Source organism: Wolbachia endosymbiont of Drosophila simulans wHa (assembly GCF_000376605.1).
Lineage (GTDB): Bacteria > Pseudomonadota > Alphaproteobacteria > Rickettsiales > Anaplasmataceae > Wolbachia > Wolbachia pipientis.
Genome location: NC_021089.1, coordinates 323,426 through 336,836, shown reverse-complemented (window position 1 = coordinate 336,836; position 13,411 = coordinate 323,426). Strand labels below are relative to the sequence as shown.

Annotated in this window: 9 protein-coding genes and 1 pseudogene; 7 read left to right on the top strand and 3 right to left on the bottom strand. The window is 34.8% G+C overall.

Annotated features, from left to right (window positions below; all coding sequences use genetic code 11):
- Positions 1-361: 361 nt before the first annotated feature.
- A complete protein-coding gene (gene gatA, locus WHA_RS01480) occupies positions 362-1,831 on the top strand; it encodes an Asp-tRNA(Asn)/Glu-tRNA(Gln) amidotransferase subunit GatA (RefSeq protein ID WP_015588939.1) in 1,470 nt (489 codons plus the stop codon).
- A gap of 180 nt (positions 1,832-2,011) precedes the next feature.
- On the opposite strand, the gene WHA_RS01475 is transcribed toward gatA, so the two are convergent.
- A complete protein-coding gene (locus WHA_RS01475; protein ID WP_227738582.1) occupies positions 2,012-2,605 on the bottom strand; it encodes a hypothetical protein in 594 nt (197 codons plus the stop codon).
- Between the two features lie 85 nt (positions 2,606-2,690).
- Here WHA_RS01475 and WHA_RS07470 point away from each other — a divergent pair.
- Positions 2,691-3,712 (top strand): annotated as a pseudogene (locus WHA_RS07470) (IS3 family transposase); the annotation flags it as partial.
- Positions 3,713-3,826: 114 nt separating this feature from the next.
- Positions 3,827-5,155, top strand: a complete 1,329-nt coding sequence (locus tag WHA_RS01465; RefSeq protein WP_041573564.1) for an IS4-like element ISWosp9 family transposase — start codon at positions 3,827-3,829, stop codon at positions 5,153-5,155.
- Positions 5,156-5,577: 422 nt separating this feature from the next.
- Here WHA_RS01465 and WHA_RS01460 read toward each other — a convergent pair whose 3' ends face one another.
- Positions 5,578-6,438: a helix-turn-helix domain-containing protein gene (locus WHA_RS01460; protein ID WP_015588938.1), complete on the bottom strand. Its 861-nt coding sequence runs from the start codon at positions 6,436-6,438 to the stop codon at positions 5,578-5,580.
- Between the two features lie 183 nt (positions 6,439-6,621).
- On the opposite strand from WHA_RS01460, the gene ligA reads away from it, so the two are divergent.
- Positions 6,622-8,505 (top strand): NAD-dependent DNA ligase LigA, encoded by a 1,884-nt coding sequence (gene ligA, locus WHA_RS01455; protein WP_051062201.1) that lies wholly within the window; start codon positions 6,622-6,624, stop codon positions 8,503-8,505.
- On the opposite strand, the gene wmk is transcribed toward ligA, so the two are convergent.
- Entirely contained in the window at positions 8,500-9,480 is a 981-nt protein-coding gene (gene wmk / locus WHA_RS01450) for a WO male-killing family protein Wmk (protein WP_015588936.1), read from the bottom strand. The genes ligA and wmk overlap by 6 nt on opposite strands.
- 621 nt (positions 9,481-10,101) lie before the next feature.
- Between wmk and WHA_RS01445 the strand changes: the two genes are divergently transcribed.
- The 3 genes from WHA_RS01445 (at position 10,102) to WHA_RS01435 (ending at position 13,365) form a co-directional block, all read left to right on the top strand.
- The gene (locus WHA_RS01445) at positions 10,102-11,046 is read left to right on the top strand and encodes an Rpn family recombination-promoting nuclease/putative transposase (RefSeq protein WP_015588935.1); all 945 of its coding nucleotides are present in this window, start codon (positions 10,102-10,104) and stop codon (positions 11,044-11,046) included.
- A 20-nt stretch (positions 11,047-11,066) separates the two neighbouring features.
- Positions 11,067-11,780 carry a pyrimidine dimer DNA glycosylase/endonuclease V gene (locus WHA_RS01440; RefSeq protein WP_015588934.1) on the top strand — a complete coding sequence of 238 codons (714 nt, stop codon included), beginning with the start codon at positions 11,067-11,069 and terminating at the stop codon, positions 11,778-11,780.
- Between the two features lie 109 nt (positions 11,781-11,889).
- Positions 11,890-13,365, top strand: a complete 1,476-nt coding sequence (locus WHA_RS01435; protein WP_015588933.1) for a hypothetical protein — start codon at positions 11,890-11,892, stop codon at positions 13,363-13,365.
- Positions 13,366-13,411: the final 46 nt, after the last annotated feature.

Here is a 13,411-nt window from a genome sequence, read left to right as displayed (position 1 = left end):
AATTATATCAAATATCCAAGCAAAGTCTCTTGCATGACTATTTTTTTGTAAATAAATGCTATGCAAGCAGCAGACACTGGGATCTCAACGATTTTCACTCAGACACAGTATCACTCCTTTGCTTATTATAGTCTTTTGACCTTTTTAAGATACAATCCGGATTGGATACTGAGTTGGTGAGTATAAAAGTATAGCTTCTACGTCATACCGCTGCGGTATCTCTTAGCCGCTAACAAGTAGCGGGATGACGATTGTCGGTGAATCTAAGTTACCTTAGCTACATTTCTAGCTGTAACTATAAATGTATGGATTTTTTATCGTGCCATGTTATAATTAACGTCTTGCTAAAAATTAAATATTGATGAATGAACTAAGAAAGTTAAGTATTACACAAATGCATGACGGGCTCAAAAAAAAGAGTTTTTCTGCCGTTGAACTCGTAGAGGCGCACATCAGTGCGGTTGAAAATGAGAAATTAAATGCATTTATAACAAAAACCCCAGAGATAGCAATGAAAGCTGCTAAAGCTGCAGATGAATATTTCTCTAGGCAAAAGGATGATTTAATCTCGCCGCTCATGGGTGTACCAGTTGGCATCAAAGATCTATTCTGTACAAAAGGAATAAAAACAACAGCATGCTCAAAAATGCTGGAAAATTTCGTTCCGACTTACGAATCTACGGTGTCTGACTTGCTTTTAAAAAGTGGAGCAGCCATGCTCGGTAAGCTTAATATGGATGAATTTGCTATGGGTTCTGCGAACACAAACAGCTATTTTGGCCCTGTCGAAAATGTGTGGATTAGAAAAAGTGATGGGGAAAAAGTTGTTCCTGGTGGATCATCTGGTGGATCTGCAGCATCGGTGGCTGGATTTTTATGCGCTGGAGCACTAGGGAGTGACACCGGTGGATCTGTACGCCAACCAGCAGCTTACTGTGGAGTAGTTGGAATAAAGCCAACTTATGGAAGATGCTCGCGTTTTGGTATGATTGCATTTGCAAGTTCTCTAGATCAAGCAGGAGTCATTACTCGTTCTGTCTCTGATTCAGCATTAATGCTGGAAGCAATCTGTGGCTATGATACAAAAGATTCAATATCAAGTAGAAAGCCAGCACCTAAATTTTCCAGCTTTATAAATGGTGATGTTAAGGGTAAGCGTATTGGTATACCAAAAGAATATAGGATGGATGGAATTTCAGAGGAAATAGTCCATAATTGGGAGAAAGTTGCTTCCTATTTAAAAGAAAATGGCGCTGAAGTTGTTGACGTTACTCTGCCACATACTAAATATGCAATACCAGTCTATTATTTAATTTGTTCTGCTGAAACTTCATCCAATCTTGCTCGTTATGACGGTGTGCGTTATGGGTTCAGGGTTGATGCTGATACCCTTGAAGAAATGTATTCACTAACAAGAGCAGAAGGTTTCGGTAAAGAGGTGAAAAGAAGAATTTTAATTGGCGCTTATGCGCTTTCTTCAGGTCATCATAATGAATATTACGAAAAAGCGCAGTGCATTAGGGCATTAATCAGAAATGATTTTATAAAAGCGTTTGAAAAAATAGATTACATACTTGTGCCATCTGCTCCAACAGAAGCTTTTGGCTTAAATGAAAAGCCAGATCCGCTAATTATGTGCATCAATGATGTGTTTACTGTGCCGGCAAGTCTGGCAGGATTGCCTGCTATTTCTGTTCCTGTTGGGCTCTCCAATGAGGGTTTACCACTTGCCTTGCAAGTGATTGGAAATTATTATGATGAAGCTGGAATATTAAATGTGGCAAGTGTGATAGAGCAAAATTGCGGCAGAATAATTAGACCTCTTGCATAATCTATTTTTTGATAGTAATTTTTGCATTAAAATTTGCTTACGCTCCTCAACGTACTCTATGGTTCCATTTTTAGATGAATAGCAAAAACAGGGTATATTAATCTGTTTACAAAATTTTCGTGTAACAGTTCACACTTAATTAAACAGACTGAATTCTGTAATTTTGGGATGTTGAAAAATTTACCTCACGTTGTCATTCCAGCGCATAACGCTGAAATCCAGATTTATAGAAACGAAAAAACTTGCTTGACACCCTTCGCCAACCCCCTTATTATGATGTGTAGTACAATGATACAAATTAAGAATTCCCCCATCCTGTGCTGGTTCTTCGATCTGAAATCCTACTTCTACCTGATCACAACCAATGTTAATTTGTCCTATTAATGCTTTAATAATGCCGCGCTTAGTTTGCCAATCTAGCTGTTCCAGGTTCGATTTTACACTAGAATAAAAATTCTTTATGCTATTTATAATAAGACTTATTCCTTTTTCTACTGCCTTCTGATCAACTACCTTTTTTTTCTCTTCTTCTATCCCTTGTAAGCGTTCTTTCATTTTTCTCATTGTCTGTTTAAATTCTTCCTCGCTTATATATCCTTTCTCTCCTGCATTTTCTTGACTATAATAATCTTCCATTAATTTTTCGATACCTTCTTTTATTTGATTTTCTCTTCTTGCAAACTTTTTCTCTGATGATTCATCATTTTTATTTTCTAATACTCTACGTTGGTATTCCTTTTTTATCATCTCTGGGTTTTTTAGTACATCTTTCACCTTTTCCCATACTGACCTTACCCAGAAAAAGTGGAGAGAAAGAAAAGAGTTTTTTTGGGTAAAATAAAATTTTGGAGGATTAGAAATGGCAAGAGAATATACGGCAGAATTCAAATTGGAAGCTGTTAAGCTGGCAAATGAACAAAGAAAGGTAGGTCAACCAGTTGCAAAAGTAGCAAGAGATCTAGGAATAAGGGATAGTGTATTAGGAAAATGGATGAAGAAATATAACGAAAAAAAGTCAGCGGCAAATGCATTTCCAGATGTAGCACCTTATGACAAAGAGAGATTTGATTTACAGAAAGAGTTAGCAAAAGTAACAAGAGAAAGAGACATTTTAAAAAAAGCCCTGGCCAGTCAAAAAGAGTAAAATATTTTTTTATATAGTAACTGCTATAAAGTACAGGAATTATGTAGGATTTTCTGCTAGTGGCTACTATAAGTGGACTACAAGGAAAATAAGCAGTAGAGAATCAGCAAATAAAGAGTTATTAGCAGATATTCAAAAAATATATCAAGCTTCTAAATGTAGATATGGAGCTCCTAAAATTCATGCTGAATTAAAGGCTTTGGGTAAAAGTTGCAACTTAAAAACAGTGCAAAGTATTATGCAGAAAAATGGTATTCAGGCTATATTGAGAAGAAAATTTAAAATTAAGAAACAACAAACGGACAGTAGCTCCCAATATATTAGACCAAAACTTTATTGTCGATCAACCAAATAAAGTATGGGATTACTTATATAAAAACCAAAGAAGGATGACTATATTTGGCAACAATAATCGATCTATATTCACGCATGGTAGTTAATGAGCAGTTCAATAAATAAACAATTGGTTATGGACTCTTTATTAATGGACGTTAACAAGCGTAAACCTGCCAAAAATCTACTATTACATAGTGATCAAGGTTCACAATATACTTTGCAAGGTTATCAATATCTCTTATCCATAAAAAACATAGATGAGTCATAAAGGTTGTTGTTACAACAATTCTGTTGTGGAAAGCTTCTTCAGTTCTCTAAAAAGGGAGTTACCAATAGACACCTCTCGGCACTCTAAACAGCATATCAAAACTGCTATATTTGAATATATAGAAATTTTTTGGGAGTGTTAAATAAACCATACGCGTCAAGTTAAGGAAAAGTGTAAGTAAAGTTGATAGAGTGAAGGAAAATAATAAGTATAAATTCTCTTGGATATATAAATGAGAGAACTTACAATGGACAGAATAGCTTGCTTATCAAAAGACCTCAATGAATTCTTTAATGAAAAAGCAGACGAAATATCAATTGCAGTAGGTTTTATAAAAAGAAAGAGAAAACTTAATGGCTCATCATTCATAAAAGCTATGGTTTTTGGTAACATAGGAGTTGATGATTGCAGCATAGAAACAATGTGCCAATTGCTAAATGAAGACTCGATAGAAATTACAAAACAGGGTTTAGATTTTAGGTTTAGTGAAGAAGCAGTTGAGTTCATGAAAAAAATGTATAACGAAGCTTTGTGTTTATTTAAAAAAAGTCTACAGATTGATTGCAAAATTTTACAGCAATTTGGAAGCGTTAAATTATTGGATAGCAGCTACATTAGCCTGCCCAGTAGCATGGAAGATATGTACAAAGGATATGGCAGTAGCTATAGAGATTGTGAGAATAATACCAAATCAGGAATAAAGCTACAGTTAGTCTTTGATTACCTGAATCAAGCGCTAGATAAGTTAAATTTTATGGAAGGAATAAGGTCGGATCAAGGTTATAGGGATTATCTGAACGGTTTATCAGCCAATGATTTGCTAATATTTGACTTGGGCTACTTTGTGCCTAGTTCTTTTAAACAGATTGATGAAGCAGGTGCATATTTTGTTAGTCGTTATAAGTCTGATACCAATATATATGATATAGAAACAAATCAAAAAATAGAGCTATTGGAGTATTTGGAAGGTCAATTATCTTCAGAAAAAGAAGTATTATTAGGAAAGGAAGTAAAAATTAAGGTAAGAATTATATGTCAAAAGCTAACTGAAGAACAGTCTATGGCTAGAAGAAGAAAGGCTAATAAATTAGCAAAGTCACATGGATATACATCTTCTCAAAAGAATCAAAAGTTATTAGATTGGTCAATATTTATAACTAATGTTCCAGAGAGTAAAATTAATGCTGAACAAATATTGACGGTTTATAGAGTAAGATGGCAAATCGAATTACTATTTAAACTATATAAAAGTCATATCAATCTTGATAAACTAAAAGGAAAGACAAATCCATTTAGAGTATTGTGCGAGCTATACGCAAAATTATGTGCTATTCTCGTATTTCACGGAATGATTGGCTGTGTAAAACTAAAAAAGAACACGGAGCTCAGTTTAACAAAGGCATTTATTGAATTGAAAAGGCGGGTTAGAGAGCTCTTTTTGATATTAAACAATATTGTCAATAATTTAAAAATTTTTCTAAAAAAGCTTACTATAATCTGGTCAAAGTTTTCTTTGAAAGACAGATATAGGAAGACCAGGGTATCTACTTTAAGCTCTCTACATTCCTTAACTTGACGCGTATGGTTTATTTAACACTCCCAAAGAGGGCGGTAGCTCCGAAAGTTTCCCATTGTTGTTGGCTTCCTGAATTACATCCATGTCATACAACTTGTTTCTCTTTCGCTGCTGAACCCTTTTTATCCTTTATGAACAGTTTTACAACAGCCAACATTTGTGCAGAGCCATTGCTACTGCATTCATTAGAATCAGCACCTTTTTTTTAGTAACGACTTTATTTTACCTAAATCTTTGCTTGAAACAGCCTTGTATAATTCGGGTTCACAAAATAACGTATCGCTCTATAGAGATACCTTTTATAACTCTTATTATTTTCTGTAGTTTTCTCACCTTCACCCTCCTTTAAATTTAAAACATGTAAAATTTTTGTTAAATATACAAATGTCCATAAAGATATACCTTTTCTATAAAAATAAGTTTTATTGATTCTGCTTCTCTTCGCTAATTTTTACTACCTCTGATAAAAATGAACTCAATAAATCCTGTAATCTTTGATCTTCAATTTTTTGACATTCTTTCATTATATTTAATATTTTCATTTCTCCTTCACTATCTTCATCTTCGTAATAATTTTCTTCTGTTGGTCCACAGAATAAAACTCTAGCATTCACTAATGCTTTTTCTGCTTCAGATAGCTTTTTAAATGACATGCAATCTACACCTTGTTCATATCTGTGTATTTGCTGTTGTGATAATCCGATTTTATTCGCTAACTCCAACTGAGTACATCCTCTTACGAACCTCCAATCTTTTGCCATTTGTCCAATTTTGTGCTTTATAGACTTTGTACCTATTATACTCTTGCCAATTTGAATTTCCCCTGACAAAAGTTTTACTAATACACAAAATGCACTGCGAAATTCTTGGTCCTTAATTTTTTTTAAATTTTGCAGTATACTCAGCATCTTTTCTTCCTTGTAATTAACATAACCTGTTGTAGGAAATATATCTTTAAAACTAGCCGATAATACTTTTAGCATCTTTTCTGCATTTTCAGGTGAAACAGCATCTATCCTTTGTTCATATCTTCGTATTTGTGACGTTGATATACCAGTTTCCTTTGCTAACTTCGCTTGAGAATATCCCCTTAATAACCTCAACTCTTTTATCTTTTGAACTACTTGGTAGCTTAAAGAGTCGATAGCAATTTTCTCTCTGGTAGTGGTCATTTTTTGCACAATTGCAGAACAAACATATAATACAGTATTATTGAGTTTGATTAAAGTTTTACTACTTCTGCCAAAATAATAGGCATAAACTTCAGGAAATTGATATCTCACAATGTAGCTAAGGCTAGAAGCGAGCAGAAATCTCTACTAATTAAATATTTTTCTATTTCTATTTAAATATTGTATATTAAATATAAAAAACAGTAGCAAAGCTAGTGGCTTCTTTGTAGAATACCAGCTAAACGAATACAACGGTCAATAATTTATTTACAATTGACGCTGTATACTGAAACAGTGGTTGAGGTAAATTGTATGAGTGAAAATACATTAAAATTACAAGAAGAAATAAAGCGTCACAACGAGTTGTACTATCGGAAAAATAGGCCAGAAATAACCGATGCAGAATATGATGAACTGGTAAAAAAAGTAGATATTCAAACCATTGGTACTGCGCCTGACGATAGGTTTTCCAAGGTACAGCATATTGTGCCTATGCTCTCGTTAAACAAAGTTTACAGCCAAGAAGACATTGAAGAATTTATTGCTAAGTCCAGAGAACTCCTAAATACAGATGAGCTGGAGATAATGTGCGAGCTGAAAATTGATGGCTTAAGTTTCACTGCAATTTATGAAAATGGCTTACTCGTTAAAGCTGCAACGCGCGGTGATGGTAATTTAGGCGAAGATGTCACTGATAACACAAAAACCATAAAGGGTTTTCCTCAAGCTTTACCTGGTATAAAGGGTAGATTGGAGGTGAGAGGGGAAATATACATAAGAAATGACGATTTTTTAAAATTAAATAAGGATAACCAATTTTCAAATCCGCGCAATACGGCATCCGGTTCACTAAGACAATTGGACCCAGAAGTTACCGCCAGTAGACCGCTCAGGTACTTTGCCTATTCTTTAATTGGTGGAGCAGAAAAAACTCAATTTGAAGTATTAAACAAGTTGAAGGAACTTGGATTCTGTGTAAATGAACATCAATGCTTAGCAAAAAATGTGGACGAGATGCTGAAGTTTTATAACAGGATTTATGATAATCGTCATGAATTAGGTTATGATATTGATGGGGTAGTCTATAAAATCAACAACTTAGAGTTGCAAGATCGTCTAGGTAGTACCAATAAAGCACCAAGAGGAGCTATAGCACACAAATTTCCTGCAGCTTATGGAAAAACTAAAATAGAAAAGATATTAGTACAAGTCGGCAGAACAGGCCAATTGACTCCAATTGCTCAATTAGTGCCAATAAACATAGGTGGGGTGGTTGTTACTAGAGCAAACCTGTATAATCAAGATGAAATAGAGCGCAAGGACGTAAGAGAAGGAGATGTCGTGGTAGTGCAGCGAGCAGGCGACGTCATTCCAAAGATTGTAGAAGTGGACAAAAATGCTCGTTCTCCGAATGCACCAAAGTTTATATTTCCGAATACCTGTCCAGAATGTGGAAGTGAAGTACAGATTGAAGGAGCAGCAATAAGATGTTCAGGGGTTACCTGTAAAGCTCAAATCATAGAAAGGTTAAAATATTTTGTTTCCAATGATGCTTTTGACATTACTGGCTTTGGTGACAAACAACTGGAATCTCTCTATAATCTTGGTTTAGTAAAACAGATCCCTGATATTTTTACTCTGGAAGAAAAACTAAAAAATTTCAACTTAAGTGAACAAGAAGGGTGGGGTGAAAAATTAATATCTAATTTATTGAATTCTGTCAATAGTAGAAAAACCATAACCCTTGACAGATTTATATCTTCTCTAGGGATTCGATACGTCGGACCACATGTAGCAAAATTACTAGCAAAACATTATGGCTCATATGAAAATTGGTATTCTGCTGATGAAGAAGAATTAATGAGCATAATAGGTGTAGGAGAAAAGATTATAGATTCATTAATATCTTTCTTCTCTGAAAAGGATAATGTTGAAATGGTAAATGACCTTGCTGCTCAGTTAAATATTCTGCCTGTGGTTGCTAATACTAGCAATTCCATTTTTAATGGCAAAACAGTAGTTTTTACTGGAAAACTTTCAAAAATGGAGAGAAATGAAGCGCAAGCACTAATGGAATCTTTAGGCACAATTATGAGTTCAAGTGTATCGCCTAAAACGGACTTCTTGGTTGTCGGCGAAAAACCTGGGTCAAAGCTCGAAATGAAGTTTCTGCTATAGATGCCTATTTGGGGTTTCAAGTTCCTCTGCAGTCAAGCTAGTTATTTGAGAAATATCATCAATAGAAACACCTAGTATAAGTAGATTATTCGCAACCTTGATTAACTCTACTTTATCAATCTTTTCTTTGTAAATTTGCCTTCTTTGGGATAAAAATTCTACCCATGTATCCAGTTCATCTCGTGATTCTTGATTGCTAATTTTTTTAGACTCTCTCACCCAACTTAATAGTTCTTTTTCTCCTTCACCATCTTCGTCTTCACAGCAGTCTTCTTCCGTTGATTTAAGCACCAGATCCTTAGCATCCACTGACAATTTTCTCGCTATTTCCCATAACCTTTCACCGAACATGGTGCTCCCTTGTTCATAGTAATGTACCTGTGGACCTCCTACACCAAGCTCTTTTGCTAATTCCTCTTGCGTACACCCTTGTATTATTCTCCACTTTTTCATCTCTTGTCTTTTGCTTCGACGCTTAGAACCTTTTTCCTCTTCATTATCATATTCATCAGTTGATAAGCCTGTTGCTCGGTAGATTATATCAGTAGCAAATCCTGCCTCCAGCATATTCTCCGCCATTCTTACTCTTGCTGCTTTTACATCACTTTCCTCTTCAGCTCGAATAGATTTGGTTAATGCATAAATCGCTTTACGTGATTCTCGCCCCCTTGTTTTTGTGTATTTTCCTATGAAATCGTACATCCATTGGATCTTACTTTTATCAAAACAACTGTTTTCTTTGAGTACTTTTTGTCTAGGAAGTAGATCACTCAAACTAACTGATAATGCATCTGCTATAACTTGTAATTCTTCATCTGGAATTCCACATATCCCTTGTTCATATCTTCGCAGCGTATGATAGTTTATACCTGTTTTGTCTGCTAGATCTTTTAGGGTATATCCTCGCTTTAGCCTCCAGCTTCTTATTTTTTGCGCTATTTTGTATCTTACAGGATTAATATGCTTTGCTATCATTACAGCTGCTAACGATCACTTCTTTCACGGAAACAACCATATATACCTCATTGTAAGCGCTTACACAAATTTGTATCTGAATAAAAACATTAATTTCTTTGTACTCGCTGCAGCTTTGGTAGTTTTTGTATTTCAGCTTTTTAGTTTCCTTTCTGGCAAGCCTGTCTGCTTCCTCGTTTGCCAGTGTACATTACTACTTTTTTTGTATTCATACTTACTCAGATATAACTTCAATTGTAAAATTTTCCACTAAAAATTATTGAATACTATTTTTGAGTTATTTATAATAAGGGTGTGGGAGGTTAATCTCACGGTGTTAGGTAATTGAGTTTTTACGCTCGTATTTTTATTAGGAAATTAGCCTCTCACACCCAAGATAGGTATTTTTGAAGTTTTTTATAGCTACTAAATTCATGAATTCATTTCCTGGGCTTTAAAGGCACTTTATGATGGAGTTATAAAAAGATGTACAAAAGGACGTCTAAGATGCGTAGTAGCATTCTAAAGCCATCTATGGGAGACATTTTTTTCATCAACGCATTCAAAACTTAAAAAAATAAAAAACTTGAACATTTCTTCACAATTGTGTATAATTATTAATGCTTTTTAGGTTTTTTTCTCATGGCTCTTTCGAAGTTTCTCGACCCCAAAAATGATATATCTTTTCGCCGTATCTTCGGTACTGAAAAAAATAAAGATATTCTTATTCACTTCCTCAATGATATCCTTGGCTTCACTGACAAAAGTGCAATAAAGGATATAGAGTTTCTAAGTACTATTCAAGACCCTGATATTGCTGCTAAAAAGCAAAGTATTGTTGACGTTCTCTGTAGAGATGAAGATGGGGTGCAAGTGATCGTCGAGATGCAGGTCGCTAAAACTAAAGGCTTTGAAAAACGTGCCCAATACTATGCAGCTAAAGCGTATTCAAGACAAGCCGATAAAGGTGATCAATACCAAGACCTTAAGGAAATTATCTTCATTGCTATAGCAGATTGTATCCTGTTTCCGGACAAGTCTGAGTATAAATCAAAGCATACTATTCGGGATGAAGATACTAATGAACACGATCTAAAAGATTTTTACTTCATATTTATTGAATTGCCAAAATTTCCAAAAACCAAAGAGGATCAGCTTTCAAATATAGTTGAAAAATGGATCTACTTCTTTAAATATGCAGATGAGACTAGTGAAGAAGAGCTGGAAAAAATAATAGGTAGTGATGTAATAATTAAAAAGGCCTATGAAGAACTAAATAGATTTAACTGGTCAGAAAAAGAATTTATTGCCTATGAACAGGAAATAAAACGTATTCTTGATGAACAGGCTGTCCTCGCTCAAAAACTTGATGATGCTACTGAAAAAGGCATCCTAATCGGACATCAAAAAGGCAGAGAGGAAGGCAAGGAGGAAGGCATTAAAATTGGCGCAGAGAGGGGAAGAGAAGAAGGTGAAAAACAAGCTAAGATAACAGTCGCAAAGAATCTACTTAAAGCAGGGGTTTCTGTTGATATTATAGCTCAAACTACTGGTCTTACAGTTAATGAAGTTAAAAACTTAAGCTGATTCTATCTTTGGATGTTTAGATGAACATCTTTGTACTAGATGAAAACCCAGAAATTGCGGCAAAAATGTTATGTGATAAGCATATAGTAAAAATGCCATTAGAAACTGCTCAGTTATTAAGTAATGTTTTTTCAATAGCATTAAAAGCGCCAAATCCTTTTGTTAGTGTCATAGATCAGGATATAGAAGTTCCATATAAACTCACTCACAGCAATCATCCTTGTTCTTTGTGGGCTAGGCAATCGAAAGGAAACTTTTGTTGGTTGATAGAGTATGGAAAAGAATTGTGTAAAGAGTATACACAGCGATACAAAAGGAAGCATAAATCAGAGGAAGTAATAAATTGGTGTGATAGTAATAAGGATTTACTCATTTTTCGATCAACTGATATGCAAGCTTTTATACAAGCACTGCCGGATCAGTATAAATGCAGCAGTGCTGTGGAAGCTTATAGGAGATATTATCTCAAGGAAAAGATGAGATTTGCTAAGTGGGAAAATGGCAGAGAAGCACCAGATTGGATAATCTGCTACACAACACCACAGCTAATACAGCTCATAAATAGAGAAGCCATCCAAATCGGACATGAAAAAGGCAGAGCCGAAGGCAGAAAAGCAGAGAAAATCGAAGTTGCAAAGAATTCACTTAAGGCCGGTGTCTCTATAGATGTTATAGCTAAAATGATCGGCCTTTCTATTGATTACATTAAGGACATTCAAGAAGAAAAGTTTTAGCCATAACGTTTTTTTTATTAAGTCCTCTATTCTAGTAATTTTTATGTTGCAATCCATTCTAATGTATGTACAATGCCTTTTTTATATAAATACTTAATAGGAGGGGTTAATGCCAACACAGAAAGAGCTTCGGGCTACGATGTCCAAAAAATTACAGGAAGCTATTAAACATCCAGATCCAGCAGTTGCTGCCGGGAGGAAGTCAGCTATCAAGAGATGGGTGGGAGTCCTTCAAGATAACTTTATGGAGCACATAAAATACTTTAAGGGTGATAAGTTGAAGTTTTTGCACAATGTATTCCAAGATGAAGGTTGCTGGTCAGGTGTAAGGTTGGATAATGCTGCTTTAGGTCAAAGGTTTACTGAAGAAAAAATAGGTGGAATAGATAATCCACTTCGCAAATATGAGATGGCTTGTAGTTACTGTGTGGTAGATAAAATTCATCCACTCTTTCAAAAAGCATTTGAATCCTACAAAAATGGATTTTCTTCTGATGAACTTGATAGTAGAGGTAATCCTATAACTGATGAGTACATACGAAACTCGCTTTTGGGTGGCATTCGAAGGAAAGGTCCTGTATTTGATTTCTGGATCGATAGAGAATCTGGGGAATTAAAGAAGTATGATGCAGTAGAAGGCTTTGACAGTGCTGTAAAACTTAGGTGGAGTGAGGGAGTAGAGTATTTTTATAATCATTTAAAAGAAGAAGATAAAGAGAAGAAGCTTACAGAAGCTATTATTGCTCTTTCTCGTCCTCAATCTGTTGAGAAAGATGCTCCTATTTTAGATTTTTGTGTAAGGAATATAGCTGATAAAGATACTCTTTTACAGAAATTATCGCAGAAAGATAAAGGAATATATTCCCTTTTTGCTGAATTAATAGAGTCATGTTTTTTTGATACGGTTCATGATTTGGTACAGTGCTGGTGTTATGAGGAAGCTTCAGCACGAGGTGATCATTCAAAGGAAATACTCTCACAGGATGAGTATGACCTCCTTCTTTACTCACTTTCAAATGTAATGTTGAAAAATCCTGAATCAAATGTTCAAGCTAGATCTCTTATTATGAAGATTTGGAAATGTGACTGCTTTATTGAATACAGAAAGATTTCTGTTAATATTTCTAATTGTATAGTTCCTATACAGGACATGCTTGCAGGGTTAATAATTAACTGGAAACGAGAAGACATTTATAAGTCTGATGAGGAAAAAGAAGTAGAGAAAAAAGAAATATTAGATGTAATATTATTTGCTAAAGATTGCTTTCCTGAAAAGTTTGAGTTCTTTAAGGAAAAGATAATAAAAAACCTTAGATTATGCGGTAGGGAAGGAATGAAGGATTACGTAGATTACGGTTTGTTTGCAGAAGAGTTATTCTCTGAGTTAGAGAAAACAACTCTACCTCTTGGTCCTGTAGGTGATGGTCCTTGGAATAATTTACGGTCACGATCTAAAGCTCATGGTAGTAAGGAAACAACTTTGCCAGTTGATGATGGTCCGCAGTCTGAGCTTGGAACTCCTAGTGTAAGTGGTGTTTCTTCTTATAAGAAAAAAAGCGTCTTTACGCTTAGTGGTAATAAGTAATCTACTTATGAACTCTTGGTGTTTCTGGTCGTAGTAAATAAGGGGT

What these genes read in the sequence shown, in the direction of transcription:
- gatA (WP_015588939.1), top strand. Translation starts at nt 362, where the DNA reads ATGAATGAACTAAGAAAGTTAAGTATTACACAAATGCATGACGGGCTC.
- wmk (WP_015588936.1), bottom strand. Translation starts at nt 9,480, where the DNA reads ATGATAGCAAAGCATATTAATCCTGTAAGATACAAAATAGCGCAAAAA.
- WHA_RS01435 (WP_015588933.1), top strand. Translation starts at nt 11,890, where the DNA reads ATGCCAACACAGAAAGAGCTTCGGGCTACGATGTCCAAAAAATTACAG.
- WHA_RS01440 (WP_015588934.1), top strand. Translation starts at nt 11,067, where the DNA reads ATGAACATCTTTGTACTAGATGAAAACCCAGAAATTGCGGCAAAAATG.
- WHA_RS01465 (WP_041573564.1), top strand. Translation starts at nt 3,827, where the DNA reads ATGGACAGAATAGCTTGCTTATCAAAAGACCTCAATGAATTCTTTAAT.
- WHA_RS01445 (WP_015588935.1), top strand. Translation starts at nt 10,102, where the DNA reads ATGGCTCTTTCGAAGTTTCTCGACCCCAAAAATGATATATCTTTTCGC.